Origin of the sequence: Amycolatopsis sp. NPDC102389 (assembly GCF_044765885.1) — a bacterium.
In the GTDB taxonomy this organism is placed as follows: Bacteria; Actinomycetota; Actinomycetes; order Mycobacteriales; family Pseudonocardiaceae; genus Amycolatopsis.
Genome location: NZ_JBIWKX010000020.1, coordinates 1 through 17,509, shown reverse-complemented (window position 1 = coordinate 17,509; position 17,509 = coordinate 1). Strand labels below are relative to the sequence as shown.

Genomic DNA, 17,509 nt, shown 5'->3' with positions numbered 1-17,509 from the left:
CCGCGACCGGTCCGTTATGCGGGTGACACGTGTGGCGTAACCCTCGTCGATCTTGGAAGGATTGGTTCCCGCGGTGCCTGGAAGGAACAAATACGCGACGGTAACGTGCCACGGACGTGGGTCGGCAAGGGCGCCGTAGCACACCGTGTTCGACCCTGCGCGGAATGTCCAAAGTGGAGGTCAAGCGGTGAGTGCAGGAGCCATATTCGTCTGGGAGCTGCTGGGAACGGCGGTCCTGATTCTGTTGGGTAACGGCGTGGTCGCCAACCACGTGTTGCGGAAGAACAACGGCCACGGCGGCGGCGTCGTGTTGATCACCCTCGGGTGGGCGTTCGCGGTCTTCGCCGGTGCCAGCATCGCCGCGCCGAGCGGCGCGCACCTGAACCCCGCGGTGACCCTGGGGCTCGCCATCGCGGACAAGACGAAGTGGGCGGACGTCCCGATCTACTTCGCCGGGCAGATGGTCGGCGCGATCCTCGGCGCCGTGCTCTGCTGGGCCGCCTACAAGCTGCAGTTCGACGACCACCCGCAGCGCGACGAGACGCTCGGCATCTTCTCGACCGCGCCGCAGATCCCGAACAAGGCGTGGAACCTCGTCACCGAGATCATCGGCACCTTCGTGCTGGTCGCGTGGATCCTGCTCAGCCCGGTCTACGCCAACCCCACGGGTGAGGGCGGCACGCCGAACTTCGGCAACTCCGCGCTCGGCTACGCGGGTGTAGCGTTCGTCGTGCTGGTCATCGGCCAGTCCCTCGGTGGCCCGACCGGTTACGCCATCAACCCGGCCCGAGACCTCGGCCCCCGCATCGCGTACGCGTTCCTGCTGCCCATCAAGAACAAGGCCAACCCGAACTGGGGCTACTCCTGGATCCCGGTCGCCGGCCCGTTGGTCGGCGGTGCCCTGGCCGCCTTGCTGTTCCTCGCCGTCCACAACCTGACCTGAGACTGGAGCTTCGATGACTTCGTACGTAGCCGCGATCGACCAGGGCACCACGTCGACCCGCTGCATGATCTTCGACCACTCCGGCCGGGTGGTCGCCGTCGACCAGCGGGAACACGAGCAGATCTTCCCGAAGGCGGGCTGGGTCGAGCACAACGCCGAAGAGATCTGGGAGAACACGCGGGCCGTCGCCGCGGGCGCGCTGGCCAAGGGGGACCTGGTCGCGAGCGACATCGTCGCGGTCGGCATCACCAACCAGCGCGAGACCACGCTGGTCTGGGACCGCACCACCGGCAAGCCGGTGTACAACGCGATCGTCTGGCAGGACACCCGCACCGACAAGATCGTCAGCGACCTGGGCGCGCTCGGCGGCGGGCAGGAGCGCTACCGCGCGAAGGTGGGCCTGCCGCTGGCGACCTACTTCTCCGGACCGAAGATCAAGTGGATCCTCGACAACGTTGACGGTGCCCGCGCGCGGGCCGAAGCCGGTGACCTGATCTTCGGCAACATGGACACCTGGGTGCTGTGGAACATGACCGGCGGGGTCGACGGCGGCGTGCACGTCACCGATCCGACCAACGCGTCGCGGACCATGCTGATGGACCTCGACACGCTGGCCTGGGACGCCGAAATCGCCGAAGAGATGTCGATCCCGCTGTCGATGCTGCCGGAGATCCGGTCGTCGTCGGAGACCTACGGCAAGGTCCGGGAGAAGGGCGCGCTGGCCGGCGTCCCGATCTCGGGCATCCTGGGCGACCAGCAGGCGGCGACCTTCGGGCAGGCGTGCCTCTCGCCGGGTGAAGCGAAGAACACCTACGGCACCGGCAACTTCATGCTGCTCAACACCGGCACCGAGAAGGTCATGTCGGACAACGGGCTGCTCACCACGGTCTGCTACAAGATCGGCTCGAACGACACCGTGTACGCGCTCGAAGGCTCGATCGCGGTCACCGGTTCGCTCGTGCAGTGGCTGCGGGACAACCTCGGCCTGATCGGCTCCGCGGCCGAGGTCGAGCAGCACGCCCGCACCGTCGAGGACAACGGCGGCGCGTACTTCGTGCCGGCGTTCTCGGGTCTCTTCGCGCCGTACTGGCGTTCCGACGCCCGCGGCGCGATCGTCGGCCTGACCCGGTTCGTCAACAAGGGCCACATCTCGCGGGCGGTCCTGGAGGCGACCGCGTTCCAGTCGCGCGAGGTGATCGACGCGATGAACGCCGACTCCGGTGTCCCGCTGAAGTCGCTGAAGGTCGACGGCGGCATGGTCGTCAACGAGCTGCTCATGCAGTTCCAGGCCGACATCCTCGGCGTGCCCGTGATCCGGCCGGTGGTCAACGAGACCACCGCGCTCGGCGCGGCCTACGCGGCCGGTCTCGCGGTGGGCTTCTGGAAGAGCGAAGACGACATCCGCAACAACTGGGCGCAGGACAAGCAGTGGGACCCGTCGATGGACGAGTCCCGCCGCGAGTCGGAGTACCGGAACTGGAAGAAGGCGGTCACGAAGACCTTCGACTGGGTCGACGAAGACTGATCTCCCGTTTGTCCGTGAAGGCCTCCTTGAGGGACCCTGCGTCCCTCAAGGAGGCCTTCATTACTTGGCGCGTTCAGAGGACTAAATGCCGCCGCCGGTCTGCGGCGCCCCCACCGGAATCTTCGAAACCTGACGACCCGAAGCCGGCTTTCTCGGCGAAGAAGGCTTCGGCCGAACTGTCGGCTTCGGTGCCGGAGGCTTACTCGACGACGTCGGCGTCTTGTCCGGCACGATCTGGAGGTTCGCCCTGATCGTCGTGGTCTTGCAGATCGCCGTGATCGTGTAGAAGGCAGGCCGCGCCTTGGCGTCGATATGCGCGACGGCCCCTTGGATCACCGGAGCCTCGTTGGTCACCGTGAATTCGCCGATACGGTCGAACACCTTCGACGTCACCTCGCCCAGTTCGCCGACCGGGCACCCGACCGAGACCAGGATCTCCTCCCCCGCCACCGACTGCTGCGGCGAAAGCCCGAGGAACGGATACGGATCCGCCTTGGGGCTCGTGGAAGGGGCTTCCTGTGCGTACGCGACGGCCGGGACGGCCAACGCCACTCCGCACACCAGCACCAAGGCGGACCTGATCATGAAGCTCACCTCGCGATCAACCGGGCGAAAACGATGATGTTGTCGAGATAGTTGCGCGACGCCTTGTCGAAGACCCCGCCACAGGTGATGAGCCGCAGCTCCGGTTCCGCGGTGTCGCCGTAGACGGCGTCGGTGGGGAACTTGTCCTTCGCCACCCGCTCGACCTTCGTGACCGCGAACTCGGCCGTCGTGCCGTCCTTGCGGGCGATCGAGACCTTGTCACCGGGTGCCAGCTCCTTGAGCCGGAAGAAGATGCCCTTCTGCTTGTTGCCGTCCACATGCCCGAGGATCACCGACGGCCCGACCTCCCCCGGGGTCGGCCCGTTCTCGTACCAGCCCGCCTGCAGCGGCTGGGTAACCGGCGGCACCTCGACGGTGTTGTCCGCGTTGAGCCCGAGCGGGATCAGGCTGGACTTCGCCTCGATCTTCGGCACGTCGATCGACACCGGATCGGCCTTCGGCATCCCTGCAGCGGGCTCGGCCTGCGGCTCCGCGCTCGGCGACGCCACCGCCTCGGTCCGCACCGTGCCCGCTGGAGGAGCGGCCTGACCGGTCTCCCCCGGACCGGACAGGACGATCGCCAGCGTCGCCAAAACCGCCAACAGGACGGCCGCGAGCACCAGCGGAGCCCGTCGCCCTCGCCACCATTTCGCTTTCATGTCCACCTCCCGGGGGCACACCGAGCCGGTCCCGGCCCCCAGACCGGGACCGGCTCGTCGTTCACCCCCATGACTGCCAAACGCCAGACGGGGCCGGACGGTTGCCCGCCCGGGTCACGAAACGATCGCGGTCGCTTACGCCTTCACCGAGCGACGACGGTACGCCGCGAACCCGGCGCCGCCCGCGACCAGCGCGAGGCCGCCCCCGACGGCGGCGAGGACACCCGTGTAGTCGGCGGGCCCGTCGGTACCACCGGTCTGCGGAGCACCGGAAGGCACCTTCGCGACCTGGTTCTTCGTGCCGAGCACCTCGAAGGTGACCGTCGACTTCTGGCCCCAGCAGGTCAGCGTCACCGGGTACTTGCCCGGTTTGACGTCCTTGACCGTCGCCGACCATTTCGCGGAGTCGATGGAGTTCGCGGAGTCGACCTTGAGGGCCGCCGAAGTGACCTTCGGACCGAACTCGTTGCCGCGGGTGGCGCACTGGAAGTCCAGCTTCACCCGGTCCCCGGGCTTGCCCTTGGCGGGCGAGAGGGTCAGGTCCTTGAGGATTCCGACGGGCGACGCGTGCGGGCCGGGGCCGTCGGGGTCTTCGGTCGGTGACTCCGAAGACCCCGACGGCGAAGGGGCCGGAGAAGACGAAGACGACGGAGCATTTGTCGGAGAAGTCGCGAGAGCGGCGCCCGGCGCGAAAAGAAGGAATCCGGCGACGGTACCGGCGGTGAGCATGATGGTGCGCTTCATTGGAATACCCCTGAAAATAATGTGGACGGAAATCGGAAGGAAGAATCCCGCGCCCCTGTTCCCCCAGTGGCGGTTCTCTGTTTTTCCGACACCCTCATGACGCCTCACCGGTGGGTCGGGTTGCCTGGTTTCATCACGGAATGGTCGCGAATTCCCGGCATGAAAAAACCGCCCCCGGAACTGGTCCGAGAGCGGCTCCAAAAGGGAAGGAAGTCAGGAAGCCATGCTGCCGTCACCCGCGTGGGCGGCACCGGCGGGCACCGCGCTCACCTGCCGGGGCGGAACGGAAAACGTTGTCGTATAAGACTTTCCGTTGCAGTTGACGGTCAGCGGGTAGCGGCCGGGCGCGGTGCCCTCTTTGAGGACCACGTCGGCGCTGACGTTCGCCGGGACGCCGATGAGCGGGCCGTAGTCGTACTTCCCGATGGTCAGCACCGGCGAAGAGAACGTCGTCGACGTCGGCGCCTTCATCCCGTCGCCGCCGGGGCATTGCGCCAGTGCCACGTTCGAGTCGCCGTGCACGTACTTGTTGACGAGCCCGAGTTCGTAGGCCGTGTCGTCGTTGAGCTGCACCGTGACACCGGGATCCGGCTGGGGTTGCTGGGCGAATCCGGTCGCCGGCCCCGCCAGCACCGCCGCACCGATCGCCACCACTCCGGCGAGAACCCTGCGAATCACGAAAAACCCCTAGCTGTCAACGAAACACCGACACGCGCTAGACGCGGGCACCCCCGCGAAGGTTGCTCGACCGGCGAAGATCAGTCCAAGTCGTCGTGCCGCATGAGCTGGCGGCCCGCCTCGGTGATCGACCCCGACAGCGACGGGTACACCGAAAATGTCAGTGCCAGGTGTTCCACTGTGAGCTGGTTCTGGACGGCGAGCGCGATGGGAAGGATGAGTTCGCTCGCCGTCGGCGCCACGACCACCCCACCGACGACCACGCCGGTGGCGGGGCGGCAGAACAGCTTCACGAAACCGCGTCGCAGGCCTTCCATCTTCGCGCGGGCGTTCGTCGCGAGCGGGAGCATGATGGTGCGGGCGGGCACCTCACCCGAGTCGATCGCCTGCTGGCTGATGCCGACGGTCGCGATCTCGGGGTGGGTGAAGACGTTGGCGGCGACGGTCTTGAGCTTGATCGGCGCGACACCCTCGCCGAGGGCGTGCCACATCGCGATGCGGCCCTGCATGCTGGCCACGGAAGCGAGCATGAGCACGCCGGTGCAGTCGCCGGCGGCATAGATGCCGGGCGCGCTGGTGCGGGAAACGCGGTCGACGCCGATGAAGCCGCCGGGGCCGGGCTCGATGCCGACCTTCTCCAGGCCGATGTCGGTGGTGTTGGGCACCGAACCGACGGTCATCAGCGCGTGGCTGGCTTCGATCACGCGGCCGTCGGAGAGGTGGATCTCGACGCCCTTTTCGGTGCGCTCGACCTTGTCGGCACGGGCCTGCTTGACGACCGTGGTGCCGCGCTGGGAGAAGACCTCTTCGAGCACGGCGGCGGCGTCGGCGTCCTCGTGCGGGAGCACGCGGTCGCGGCTGGACACGACGGTGACCTTGACGCCCATCTCGGTGTAGGCCGAGGCGAACTCGGCACCGGTGACACCCGAACCGATGACGGCCAGGTGCTCGGGCAGTTCGCGCAGGTCGTAGAGCTGGCGCCAGTCGAGGATGCGCTCGCCGTCCGGCACCGCGCCGGGCAGTACGCGCGGGGTGGCGCCGGTCGAGATGAGGACGACGTCGGCGTCGAGCACCTCGGTCGAGCCGTCGGGGGCGGTGACGGCGACCTTGTGCGTGGCAAGCCCGGTCTCTTCGTCGTCGAAGCGGGCCTGGCCGATCACGACACGGACGCCCTCGCGCTGGACGCGGGCGCGGATGTCGGCGGACTGCGCGAGCGCGAGGCCCTTCACCCGGCCGTGGACGGTCGGCAGGTCGACGCTGGTGTCGGCCATGTCGGTGTTGATGCCGAGCTCGCGGAGGTCGTGCATGTTCGCGAGCGCGCCGGAGGAGGCGATGAACGTCTTCGACGGGACACAGTCGTAGAGCACGCACGCGCCGCCGAGACCGTCCCGTTCGACGATGGTGACGTCGGCTCCGTGCTGGGCCGCGACCAGTGCCGCTTCGTAACCGGCGGGGCCTCCGCCCATGATCACGATCTTGGTCACCGGTCTCCTCCTCGCAGTCGTGTCCATGACTGCGTTTACCGTACGCGGGCGACCGTTGGGCGGATTGAGTGGCCGGACACGGCATGTGCGTCCAGCCGGGTGACCGGTAGGTCGCTAGGCTGTGGCCGTGCCGTTGTATGCCGCGTATGGATCCAATATGGAGCCCTCCCAGATGTTGGAGCGCGCTCCCCACTCGCCCATGGCCGGCACCGGCTGGCTGGAGGGCTGGAGGCTGACCTTCGGGGGCGAAGACCTCGGCTGGGAAGGCGCGCTGGCGACCATCGTCGAAGACCCGGGCTCCCGGGTCTTCGTGGTGCTGTACGACGTCACCTCGCTGGACGAACCCAACCTCGACCGCTGGGAAGGCGGCGAGCTGGGCATCCACTCCAAGATCCGGCTCCGCGTGCAGACCATGGACGGCTCCGTCCTGGCCTGGCTGTACGTCCTGGACGCCTATGAGGGCGGCCTCCCGTCCGCGCGCTACCTCGGCGTCCTCGCCGACGCGGCCGAAGCCGCCGGCGCCCCCGCCGACTACGTCGACGCGCTCCGCACCCGCCCCTGCCAAGGCATCAGCGGCTGACCCGCGAGTCCCGCCTTCAATCACGCGAGTTACGGCTTCAATCACGCGAGTCGCGCCGCCGATCACGCGAGTCGCGCCGTACGGCGCTCGAACGCGCTGCGCAACTCCGCCAGCAACCGTCGTGAATCCCGCAGGTCGGCCGCCGTCGCGCGGATCGTGATCCACCCGCGCGCCGCCATTCGGGCGTCCCGCTCCGCGTCGTAGTCCCGCCTGCCCTCATGTGCGGCGTAACCGTCGTACTCCAGGGCGATACGCAGCTCGGGCCACGCGAGGTCGAGCACGTACAGCTTCCGCCCGTCGACGGTGCCGATCTCGTACTGGGCGATCGGGACCGGCAGCCCGGCCTCCACCACGATCAAGCGAAGAATGCTCTCCGGCGGCGATTCGGCCTCGCCCGTCGCGAGCGCGAGCAGCATCTGCGCCCTGTGGATACCTCGTCGGTCGCGGCGGTCGATGATGCGATCCCGGACGTTGGCGCGCAGGGTCTCCCGGTGGTCCGGCACGAGGTTGTGCAGCGCCTCTTCGAGCGCGGCGAACGCGGTTCGCTTGTCGCCATCACAGAGGTGGTCGGCCAATGCGCGGTCCACCGAGAACACCGGAAGTCCGTCCAGTTCGAGCACATCGGCCGGCTCGAACTCGGCCCTGTGCACCACCAGCCCCGACCTCGATCCGACCCGTCTCGAGTAGGGAACGGTCAGGTGGACGATCGTGCTGTCGGCAGCCGAAATCCCGTGCAGGGCAAGAGAAGTGGCGCCGGAAAGAACCGCGGGCGCGCCGACCGCGAGCAGTGCCGCCTGCGCCAGGCACGGCAACTTGAGCAGATCCGCCGCGTGGACGATCACGCCTCGCCACGGCTGAGCCAGCACTCCGCTCGCCAGCCCTTCGATGACGGCTCGCCGCCCCAAGATCTTGTCGGCCTCACTACGCAAGACCGCTCCATGACGTCCTCCCCAGTTGATCACGTCTTCGAGAATCGGAGACCGGATCGCCTTTGGGAAGGGCCGATTTCAGCACTGTGGACAACTTGCCCAGGCTGTGGATAACTCTGTGCACGGATGTTCGGACCCGTTAGGGCGAACATCCGTGCACAGGGACGGAACTCGCGTGATTGAAGCCGTGACTCGCGTGATTGAAGGCGGAACTCAGGCCAGGGTGGCCAGGGCGGTGTGGACCAGCGTGCGGACACCGCACAGCAGCGAACGCTCGTCGAGGGTGAAGGTCGGGCGGTGGATGTCGGCCATCGGGCCTTCGCCGGACCAAACGCCGAGCCGCGCGAAGGCGCCCTGGACGTGCTCCAGGTACCACCCGAAGTCTTCGCCGCCGGACGACTGCTCGGTCCCGGCTACGGCGGTCTCGCCCAGCGCGGCCTCGACCCCGGCCCGCATCAGCGCGTGCGACTCCGGATCGGAGACGACCGGCGGCACGCCGCGGCGGTAGTCGAGCGAGAAGCCGACCCCGGTCGGCGCGAGCAGCGACTCCACCGAAGCCGCGACGAGCGGCTCCAGCATCGTCCAGACCTCGTGGTCCGCGGTACGCAGCGTGCCGCGCAGCACCCCGTCCTGCGGGACGGCGTTGGCGGCCTGCCCGGCGTGCACCGCGCCCCAGACCAGCACGGTCCCGGATCGCGGGTCGACGCGCCGCGAAAGCACCGCGGGCAGCGACGTGATCACGGTGCCGAGCGCGTGCACCAGGTCCGCGGTCAGGTGCGGCCGCGAGGTGTGCCCGCCCGGCGAGGTGAGCCGCAGCTCGATGAGGTCGGCGGCGGAGGTCAGCGCGCCGACGCGCAGCCCGACCTTGCCGACCTCGAGCCGCGGGTCGCAGTGCAGCCCGTAGATCCGCTCGACGCCTTCCATCGCGCCGGCGGCGATCATGTCGAGCGCGCCGCCGGGCATGACCTCCTCGGCGGGCTGGAAGATCAGCCGTACGCGGCCCGGCAGCTCCGGCGCGCCCGCCAGCGCCCGGGCGGCGCCCAGGAGGATCGCGGTGTGCGCGTCGTGCCCGCACATGTGCGCGGCACCTTCGGTCTTGGAGGCGTACGGGAGCCCGGTGGCCTCGGTCAGCGGCAGGGCGTCCATGTCGGCGCGCAGCGCGACGCAGCGGTCACCGCTGCCGATGTCGCAGACCACGCCGGTGCCCGAAGGGAGCACCCATGGCTTGAGCCCCACCGAGCGGAGCAGGGACATGACCATTTCGGTCGTGGCGAACTCGTGGCGGGAGAGCTCCGGGTGCGCGTGGATGCGACGACGCCACGCGACGACGTCGGTGGCGTTCGCGCGGAGCCAGTCGTCGAGCCAGAAGGGGCCGCGCCCGGCGCCCAGATCATGCACAGGTGCCATGCTGACGCCGGTCTCGGAGATCAGCGCGGTGGACGCCCCGATAGGGGAAACGACGCGACCCTCGGGGTCGCCTGGAATGTCCGGACGTGAATCGAGCACCGTCACGCCGCACCTCCTCCCGCAACACAGTTGCCTCCGTCTACCACCGTACGGGTGGTCACTGAAGACACGCTGGGTGCCGTTCGATCTGTGATACGCATTTGCGGTAGATCGTGCACCATGCAGATGACAAGCCGCTCGTCGAGTGATCGAGCCGGAGATGGCCGGTAGTGGATCTGCGTTGAACGGCTTCGGGGAGTTCGGCCCGGGCTAAGCGGAGAGTCCTTCTACTTACCGGTAGCGGTTCAGGACTTCTTCTTCTTGGAACGGGAGCGACGGCCGAGGATCACCAAGCCGAGCAGGATCGCCGCGGCGATGCCCGCGATGACCTTGTTCTTGGTCTCCTGGCTGTTGGCCTTGTCGGTCTCGGCGGGGTCGAGCACCGGGCCCGGAGGCGCCTGCTCGAGCACTGTGTGCACCGCCGCTGCCTGCGCGATCGCCGGCGCGGGCGCCTGGATCTCAACGGCCTGCGCGACCGGCGCGCAGACGACCAGCCCGGCGGCGATCAGCCCGGCCAGCTGCCCGAGACGAGACCTTTTCGGCATGACTCCCTTTCGTCGGCGTAGCGCGAATCCGATTCTGCACTCTGCCGGGTTCCCGCGTCAGCCGCCACGCGGAGGACCGGAGAACGCCTCCAGAATCCGTTGTGCGGCCAGGGTCGGGGTCAGTTCACCGTCCCGGACCGCCCGTTCGACGTCCGGAACGACCGCTCGCACGTCCGGATGCGCACCGAGCCGTCCGAGCAGTTGCTCGCGCACCATCGACCAGGTCCACTCCACCTGCTGCCGCCGTCGACGCTCGTCCAGTTCACCCGAAGCGGTCAAAACGTCGCGGTGGCGGCCGATTTCGGCCCAGACCTCGTCGAGTCCGACGTCGGTGAGCGCGCTGCAGGTCAGCACCGGGGGCGTCCACTCGGCGTCCCGGCCGTAGATCATCCGCAGCGCGCCGGCCAGTTCGCGGGCCGCGCGTTTCGCGTCGCGTTCGTGGTCGCCGTCGGCCTTGTTGACCGCGATGACGTCCGCGAGTTCGAGAACGCCCTTCTTGATCCCCTGCAGCTGGTCTCCGGTGCGGGCCAGGGTCAGGAACAGGAAGTGGTCGACCATGTTCGCCACGGTCACCTCGGACTGCCCGACGCCGACGGTCTCGACCAGCACGATGTCGTATCCGGCCGCTTCCATCAGCACGATCGTCTCGCGGGTCGCCCGCGCGACACCGCCGAGCGTGCCCGAAGTCGGCGAAGGGCGGATGAACGCCTTCGGGTCCACCGCGAGCCGCGCCATGCGGGTCTTGTCGCCCAGGATCGAGCCACCGGTCCGCGTCGACGACGGGTCGACGGCCAGGACGGCGACCTTGTGCCCGGCCTCGGTCAAATCCGTGCCGAGCTGGTCGATGAAAGTCGACTTGCCGACACCGGGAACGCCGGTGATGCCGACCCGCCGCGCGCCGCCCGCGTGCGGGAGGAGTTCGACCAGCAGTTCCTGCGCCTGCGCCCGGTGATCCTCGCGATTGGACTCGACGAGCGTGATCGCCCGCGACAGCAGGCCGCGGTCACCCGCGAGGACGCCTTTGGCCAGCGCCCCGACGTCGATCTTGCGCGGCAAGGTCAGGACTCCTGGGCGGTCAGCTGTCCGATCAGGTCGATCGCCGCTTCGGCGATCACCGTGCCGGGGCCGAAGATCGCCGCCGCGCCCGCCGCGCGCAGCTCCTCGTAATCCTGCGGCGGGATGACGCCGCCGACCACGACGATGATGTCCTCACGGCCCAGTTCGGCGAGTTCGGCGCGCAGCGCGGGCACCAGCGAAAGGTGCCCGGCGGCCAGTGACGAAACGCCGATCACGTGCACGTCCGCCTCGATCGCCTGCCGCGCGACCTCGCCGGGGGTGGAGAACAGCGGGCCGACGTCGACGTCGAAACCGATGTCGGCGAAGCCGGTCGCGATCACCTTCTGGCCGCGGTCGTGGCCGTCCTGGCCCATTTTCGCGACCAGGATCCGGGGACGGCGGCCTTCCTCCTCGGCGAACTTCTCGACCAGCTCGCGCGCCTGCTCGACGTTTTCGGTCTTGCCGACCTCCTCGCGGTACACACCGGAGATGGTACGAATCTGGCCGGAGTGGCGCCCCCAGATCTTCTCCAGCGAGTCGGAGATCTCGCCGACGGTGGCCTTCGCCCTCGCGGCGTCGATGGCCAGCGCGAGCAGGTTCCCGTCGGACTCGGCGCCCGCGGTGAGCCGCCGCAGCGCGTCCTGTGTGGCGTCCTCGTCCCGTTCTTCGCGCAACCGCCGCAGTTTCTCCAGCTGCTGCGCGCGCACGCCGGCGTTGTCGACCTTGAGCACGTCGATCTGTTCATCGTCGGTGACCTGGTACTTGTTGACGCCGATCACCGGCTGACGGCCGGAGTCGATCCGCGCCTGCGTCCGCGCCGCGGCCTCTTCGATGCGCAGCTTGGGGATGCCGGCGTCGATCGCCTTCGCCATCCCGCCCGCCTGCTCGACCTCGGCGATGTGGCCCCAGGCCTTGCGCGCGAGGTCGTAGGTCAGCTTCTCGACGAACGCGCTGCCGCCCCACGGGTCGATGACGCGCGTGGTGCCGGATTCCTGCTGCAGCAGCAGCTGCGTGTTCCGCGCGATGCGGGCGGAGAAGTCGGTCGGCAGGGCGAGGGCCTCGTCGAGGGCGTTGGTGTGCAACGACTGCGTGTGGCCCTGGGTCGCCGCCATCGCCTCGACGCAGGTGCGGACGACGTTGTTGTAGACGTCCTGCGCGGTCAGCGACCAGCCCGAGGTCTGCGAGTGCGTCCGCAGGCTCAACGACTTGGAGCTCTTGGGTTCGAAGCCCTTCACCAGCTTGGCCCACAGGAGCCGCGCCGCCCGGAGTTTCGCGACCTCCATGAAGAAGTTCATCCCGATCGCCCAGAAGAAGGACAGGCGTGGCGCGAACTTGTCGACGTCCAGACCGGCGTCGACACCGGCGCGGATGTACTCGACGCCGTCCGCGAGCGTGTACGCCAGCTCCAGATCGGCGGTCGCCCCGGCTTCCTGCATGTGGTAGCCGGAGATGGAGATCGAGTTGTACTTCGGCATGTTCCGCGAGGTGAACGAGAAGATGTCCGAAATGATCCGCATCGACGGCTGCGGCGGGTAGATGTAGGTGTTGCGGACCATGAACTCCTTGAGGATGTCGTTCTGGATGGTCCCGGCCAGTTTGTCCGGCGTGACACCCTGTTCCTCGGCCGCGACGACGTACAGCGCGAGCACCGGCAGGACGGCGCCGTTCATGGTCATCGAAACGCTCATCTTGTCGAGCGGGATGCCGTCGAAGAGCTGGCGCATGTCGTAGATCGAGTCGATCGCGACGCCCGCCATGCCGACGTCGCCGGCGACACGGGGGTGATCGGAGTCGTAGCCGCGGTGCGTCGCGAGGTCGAAGGCGACCGAGAGGCCCTTCTGCCCGGCGGCGAGGTTGCGGCGGTAGAAGGCGTTCGACTCCTCGGCGGTGGAGAAACCCGCGTACTGGCGGATGGTCCACGGCTGGTTGACGTACATCGTCGGGTACGGGCCGCGCAGATAGGGCGCGACACCGGGATACGTCGAGAGGAAGTCCACTCCGGACAGATCGTCGGCGGTGTACACCGGCTTGACGCCGATACCTTCCGGCGTCTCCCACGCGAGCGCGTCGGGACCCTTGCCGGTGGCGGCCTGCAAGGCTTCGGTCCACTGAGGACGGTCGGCCGGTTCGGGGGAACCGAGCTCGATTCCGGCGAAGTTCGGGATGGTCATCACTGCACTCCGAGCTCGTTCAACGTGCCGGTCAGGATTTCCAGGGCGTCGCAGCCCGTGTAGAGGTAACCCGTGACATCCGGGTGGTCGCCGGGTTTTCCGGCGAGGAGCACCGACGTGGCGCCCGCTTCCCTCAACGCCTTCGCGACGCTGTCGGCTTCTTCGGCGTAGGAAGTGTTGCTTCCGCAGAGGCAGGCGATTTTCGTTCCGCTGGCCCGGAATTCCGCGACGACATCTTCGGGGGCGCCGGGGTTCACCGCCTCGATCCCGCCCGCTTGGAACAGGTTCGCCGCGAAGCTCGCCCGCGCGGTGTGCGCCGCGACCGGGCCGAGCGTGGCGAGGAAGACCCGGGGACGGCTGGGGTGCGCGTCGGCCCGGTCGCGCAGGGCCTCGAAGGCCTCGGCGTACCGATGCCGGGGCAGTCCGCCGCCCGGCACGTCGTCGAGCGGGTCGCGAACGACCGCTTTCTCCGTCAGATTGGGGAATTCGCTGACACCGGTGATCGGATCGCGGCGGGTCCCGATCCGCTTCGACCGCTTTTCCCAGGTCTCGGCGAGCCGTCCGGCGAGCGCGCCCGAAGCCAGCTCCGCCTCGATCCCGCCTGCCGCTTCGATGGCGGTGAACTCTCGCCAAGCGGCCTTGGCCAGCTCGTCGGTGAGGTTCTCGACGTACCAGGAGCCGCCCGCCGGATCGATGACACCGGCCAGTTTGGACTCCTCCAGCAGCACGGCGTGCGTGTTGCGCGCGATCCGCGCGGAGAACGCGTCCGGCTGGCCGATCGCGGCGTCGAACGGGAGGACGGTGATCGCGTCCGCGCCGCCGACCCCGGCGCCGAAACAGGCGAGCGTGGTGCGCAGCATGTTCACCCACGGGTCACGCTGCGTCAGCATCGCGGGCGAGGTGACCGCGTGCTGCCGCATGCCCGCCCCCTTGCCACCGGAGACTTCGGTGACCCGGGCCCACAGCCGCCGCGCGGCGCGGAACTTGGCGATCGTGAGGAACTGGTCGGCCGTGGCGGCGAGCCGGAATTCGAGCTGCCCGGCCGCGGTGTCGACGTCCAGTCCCGCTTCGGTGAGCGCCCGCAGATACGCGACGCCCGCCGCGATGGCCGCGCCGAGCTCCTGCGCGTCCGAGCCGCCGGCCTCGTGGAACGGTAGGCCGTCGGCGACGATCGTCCGCACCTTCGGATGACTGGTGGCGACGCGTGCCGCCAACTCCGCGGCGGGGGCGAGCGGATGCGCCGCACCGGTGCGCGCGGTCAAGCCGATCGGGTCGGCGCCGAGCGTCGCGGAGACCGCGCTCGCCGGGATCTCGCGCTCGGCGAAGAGCGCGAAGAGCTCGTTCGCGGCGGCTTCGTACTCCTCGCCCGCGTCCAGGGTGACGGGTGCGAGGTCGACGTAGACCTCGTTCAACGCGTCGCCGAGATCGGCGACGGGGACCCCGGTCGCGCCGGCGCGCAGCCAGATCGAGCTGACGCCGCCTTCGAGGTCGGCGAGGATCGCGGCGTTCGTGGCCTTGGCGTCACGGCGCGCGTACCGGGCACGGATGTCCCAGCCGGTCGTCACCGCGCCTTCGGGCCGGGCGCTCCTCACGAACGGGGGAAGACCGGGGAAGCCTGTTCCCTCGACCGTGTCTTCGGCGGTGTAGAGCGGCTGGATCTCCAGGCCGTCATACGTCCGCGTGACCAGCTTGCTTTCGGGCAGGCCGTCGAACGACTCGTCGATGGCGCCGCTCTTGCGCAGCACGCCGGCGACGAGTTCCCGCCACTGTTCCCGGCTCGCTTCCGGGAACTCCGCGGCGAGCTTCAGCTCCTCGGGCGCATCAGGCTCGCCAGGGGTCGGCACTGACTCCGTCTCGGCCACTTCCGTCATAACCAACGATGCTAACGGCCTTCAACAGCCCCTACCTGTGACGCTAGTCGCCCCTAAGGCACCCCTATTCACTCCGACAGGGCACGGTGCATAGGTCCGTCACGCGGGCATACGACACAATTGGGCGGTGCCGTCCGACACCACCGAGCCCAGCGAGAGTCCCGGCGATGAGAAGCGTGTGGTCGCGGGGCGATATCGGTTGCGCTCGGTCATCGGATCAGGGTCGATGGGCACGGTCTGGTCCGCCTACGACGAGTTCCTGCACCGTCCCGTCGCGGTCAAAGAGGTCCGCCTCCCGCCCGGCGTCCCGACGTCGCAGGCCGACGAACTGCGCGAACGGACCCTGCGCGAAGCCCGCGCGATCGCCGTCCTGAGTCACCCGAACGTGATCATCCTGCACGATGTCGCCCGCGAGAACGACGAACCGTTCGTGGTCATGGAGCTGCTGCCGTCGCGCAGCCTCGCGCACATCCTGCGCGACCACGGGCCGCTGACCGTCGAGCAGACGGCGGCGGTCGGCATCGCGGTGGCGTCCGCGCTCGAAGCCGCGCACGCAGCCGGGATCACCCACCGTGACGTCAAGCCGGGCAACGTCCTCGTCGCGGGTGACGGCCGGATCAAGCTCACGGACTTCGGCATCGCGCGCAACGTCTCCGAAGCCACGATGACCCGCACCGGGATGATGCTCGGCTCGCCCGCCTACATCGCGCCCGAAGTCGCTTCCGGCGGCGCCGTCGTCCCCGCCGCCGATCTGTGGGGTCTCGGCGCGACGCTGTTCGCCGCCATCGAAGGCTCGCCGCCGTACGACGCCGACGGCGACCCGCTCGAAACGGTCGGCAAGGTCGTCAACGGGAAGGTGCCGAAACCCGGCCCCGGTCCGCTGGCCGACGTGATCGGCGCGCTCATGAAGAAGGAGCCGTCGAAGCGGATCACCCTGCGCGAGGTCCGCCGGCGCCTGTACCCGTTGCAGGCCAAGACACTCATCGACCTCTTCCCCGCCGAGCTGTTCCACACGCCCGACGGCAAGAAGACCACCGCGCATCTGGACGCCACCGACACCCAGGTGCTCAAGCCGGTCGCGCCGGAAAAGCCGGGCGAGGGCACGAGTTCCGAACTCGCCGCCGATCCCGGCCCGCTGCCGTTCCTGAACCAGCCCGCCGCGGCACCCGCGCCTCCGGCGGAGCTCGCGCCGATGCCGACCGTCACCCCGCCGCCGCCTCGACGGCCGGGCCGGTCGACGGCGGGCACCGTGGTGCTGGCGCTCGCGTCGGTCGTCCTCTTCCTGCTGGCGGCTGGCGGCGGGTTCGTGCTGGCCAGGGCCGCCGGCGGACAGGATCTGCGGCCGCCGGAGAAGGTGCAGCAGGGCGACACGATCGTCACTCAGCCGCCGCCGAAACTGATCACGCAGCAGGGCGACGCCAGCACGGTGAACGGCCTCAAGGGCGGCCGGTTCAGCCTCGGTGTCCCGGAAGGCTGGCAGAAGTTCGTCGCCCCGCACGTCACCAGGGGTGTGCCGAGCACGGTGGTCCAGTACGTCTCGCCCGACGGCCGCCAGACCATCCGGGTCGAGCGGCTGACCGGCTTCCTGGCCGACAGCGCGCCGCCCGCCTACTTCAGCTGGCTGAAGAGCCAGCATCCGGAGATCGCCCCCATCGGCGGGCCCACCACGGTGCCCGGCCGGGGCGACGGCAGCCAGCGTTACACGTACCGGACGAGCGAGCGCGCCGCCGGCACCAGGGACTCGGTGAACGAGAGCATCACGCGGACGACGTACATGGACCTGTTCAGCGGCGGCACGGACCTGTGGATCCTGTCGGTGACCTCGACGATCGAGCAGGAGAACTCCGCGAGGACCGGGATCTTCGAGCCGGTGGCGTTGTCGTTCATCGTCGACGGCTAGGCCTGTTGGGAGGCTCCGCACCCAGGTGTCGCTGCACGACCGCTTGCCGGAAGCCACCACCCGACCTCACTGTCCACAAAGGCCTCTCCCTGAGAATGGAGTGCCTGATTGGTCCGTTTTGAGCGGTTTCACAAGGGGGTCGTGAGTGGCAAATAGGGTTCTATTTGAGCCGAAGGTCAAACGTGGCGTGTTCTTGGGCGGGCCGATGGTGGGATGAAGGCTCCCTTCGCCGCGTCTAACCTGGATCCACCGATGTTTGTGGTGAGTTGATCGTGTCGTAGGCGCGCAGATGCCCTCTGACTTGGGACGATTGGTCTTGCGACAGAACAATTC

At 68.7% G+C, this 17,509-nt stretch carries 15 protein-coding genes; 4 read left to right on the top strand and 11 right to left on the bottom strand.

Annotated features, from left to right (window positions below):
* Nucleotides 1-187 precede the first annotated feature (187 nt).
* Nucleotides 188-943 carry an MIP/aquaporin family protein gene (locus ACIRGA_RS18860; protein WP_400942630.1) on the top strand — a complete coding sequence of 252 codons (756 nt, stop codon included), beginning with the start codon at nucleotides 188-190 and terminating at the stop codon, nucleotides 941-943.
* Nucleotides 944-956: 13 nt separating this feature from the next.
* Nucleotides 957-2,468 carry a glycerol kinase GlpK gene (glpK, locus tag ACIRGA_RS18855; protein WP_400942629.1) on the top strand — a complete coding sequence of 504 codons (1,512 nt, stop codon included), beginning with the start codon at nucleotides 957-959 and terminating at the stop codon, nucleotides 2,466-2,468.
* 81 nt (nucleotides 2,469-2,549) lie between these two features.
* On the opposite strand, the gene ACIRGA_RS18850 is transcribed toward glpK, so the two are convergent.
* The 5 genes from ACIRGA_RS18850 to ACIRGA_RS18830 form a co-directional block, all read right to left on the bottom strand.
* The gene (locus ACIRGA_RS18850; protein ID WP_400942627.1) at nucleotides 2,550-3,053 is read right to left on the bottom strand and encodes a hypothetical protein; all 504 of its coding nucleotides are present in this window, start codon (nucleotides 3,051-3,053) and stop codon (nucleotides 2,550-2,552) included.
* A 5-nt stretch (nucleotides 3,054-3,058) separates the two neighbouring features.
* Nucleotides 3,059-3,712 (bottom strand): class F sortase, encoded by a 654-nt coding sequence (locus ACIRGA_RS18845; RefSeq protein WP_400942625.1) that lies wholly within the window; start codon nucleotides 3,710-3,712, stop codon nucleotides 3,059-3,061.
* Nucleotides 3,713-3,847: 135 nt separating this feature from the next.
* Nucleotides 3,848-4,456, bottom strand: coding sequence for a hypothetical protein (locus ACIRGA_RS18840; RefSeq protein ID WP_400942624.1), 609 nt, complete (start codon nucleotides 4,454-4,456; stop codon nucleotides 3,848-3,850).
* Nucleotides 4,457-4,669: 213 nt separating this feature from the next.
* Entirely contained in the window at nucleotides 4,670-5,134 is a 465-nt protein-coding gene (locus tag ACIRGA_RS18835; protein WP_400942623.1) for a hypothetical protein, read from the bottom strand.
* An 80-nt stretch (nucleotides 5,135-5,214) separates the two neighbouring features.
* Nucleotides 5,215-6,618: an NAD(P)H-quinone dehydrogenase gene (locus ACIRGA_RS18830; protein WP_063272373.1), complete on the bottom strand. Its 1,404-nt coding sequence runs from the start codon at nucleotides 6,616-6,618 to the stop codon at nucleotides 5,215-5,217.
* 127 nt (nucleotides 6,619-6,745) lie between these two features.
* Here ACIRGA_RS18830 and ACIRGA_RS18825 point away from each other — a divergent pair, with 127 nt between their 5' ends.
* Nucleotides 6,746-7,198 carry a gamma-glutamylcyclotransferase gene (locus ACIRGA_RS18825; protein WP_185927259.1) on the top strand — a complete coding sequence of 151 codons (453 nt, stop codon included), beginning with the start codon at nucleotides 6,746-6,748 and terminating at the stop codon, nucleotides 7,196-7,198.
* A 62-nt stretch (nucleotides 7,199-7,260) separates the two neighbouring features.
* Here ACIRGA_RS18825 and ACIRGA_RS18820 read toward each other — a convergent pair whose 3' ends face one another.
* From ACIRGA_RS18820 to ACIRGA_RS18795, 6 genes are all read right to left on the bottom strand, one after another.
* Nucleotides 7,261-8,103 carry an endonuclease domain-containing protein gene (locus ACIRGA_RS18820; RefSeq protein WP_400942766.1) on the bottom strand — a complete coding sequence of 281 codons (843 nt, stop codon included), beginning with the start codon at nucleotides 8,101-8,103 and terminating at the stop codon, nucleotides 7,261-7,263.
* 237 nt (nucleotides 8,104-8,340) lie between these two features.
* On the bottom strand, nucleotides 8,341-9,639 hold the full coding sequence (locus ACIRGA_RS18815) for an amidohydrolase (RefSeq protein WP_400942621.1): 1,299 nt from the start codon (nucleotides 9,637-9,639) through the stop codon (nucleotides 8,341-8,343).
* Between the two features lie 239 nt (nucleotides 9,640-9,878).
* Nucleotides 9,879-10,178, bottom strand: coding sequence for a hypothetical protein (locus ACIRGA_RS18810; protein WP_400942619.1), 300 nt, complete (start codon nucleotides 10,176-10,178; stop codon nucleotides 9,879-9,881).
* 57 nt (nucleotides 10,179-10,235) lie between these two features.
* Nucleotides 10,236-11,234, bottom strand: a complete 999-nt coding sequence (gene meaB, locus ACIRGA_RS18805; RefSeq protein WP_400942618.1) for a methylmalonyl Co-A mutase-associated GTPase MeaB — start codon at nucleotides 11,232-11,234, stop codon at nucleotides 10,236-10,238.
* Between the two features lie 2 nt (nucleotides 11,235-11,236).
* Nucleotides 11,237-13,405 carry a methylmalonyl-CoA mutase gene (gene scpA, locus ACIRGA_RS18800; protein ID WP_400942617.1) on the bottom strand — a complete coding sequence of 723 codons (2,169 nt, stop codon included), beginning with the start codon at nucleotides 13,403-13,405 and terminating at the stop codon, nucleotides 11,237-11,239.
* Nucleotides 13,405-15,276, bottom strand: a complete 1,872-nt coding sequence (locus ACIRGA_RS18795; RefSeq protein WP_400942615.1) for a methylmalonyl-CoA mutase family protein — start codon at nucleotides 15,274-15,276, stop codon at nucleotides 13,405-13,407. Before ACIRGA_RS18795 ends, scpA begins: the two co-directional genes overlap by 1 nt.
* A gap of 127 nt (nucleotides 15,277-15,403) precedes the next feature.
* Between ACIRGA_RS18795 and ACIRGA_RS18790 the strand changes: the two genes are divergently transcribed.
* The gene (locus ACIRGA_RS18790; RefSeq protein ID WP_400942613.1) at nucleotides 15,404-17,176 is read left to right on the top strand and encodes a serine/threonine-protein kinase; all 1,773 of its coding nucleotides are present in this window, start codon (nucleotides 15,404-15,406) and stop codon (nucleotides 17,174-17,176) included.
* Nucleotides 17,177-17,509 lie beyond the last annotated feature (333 nt).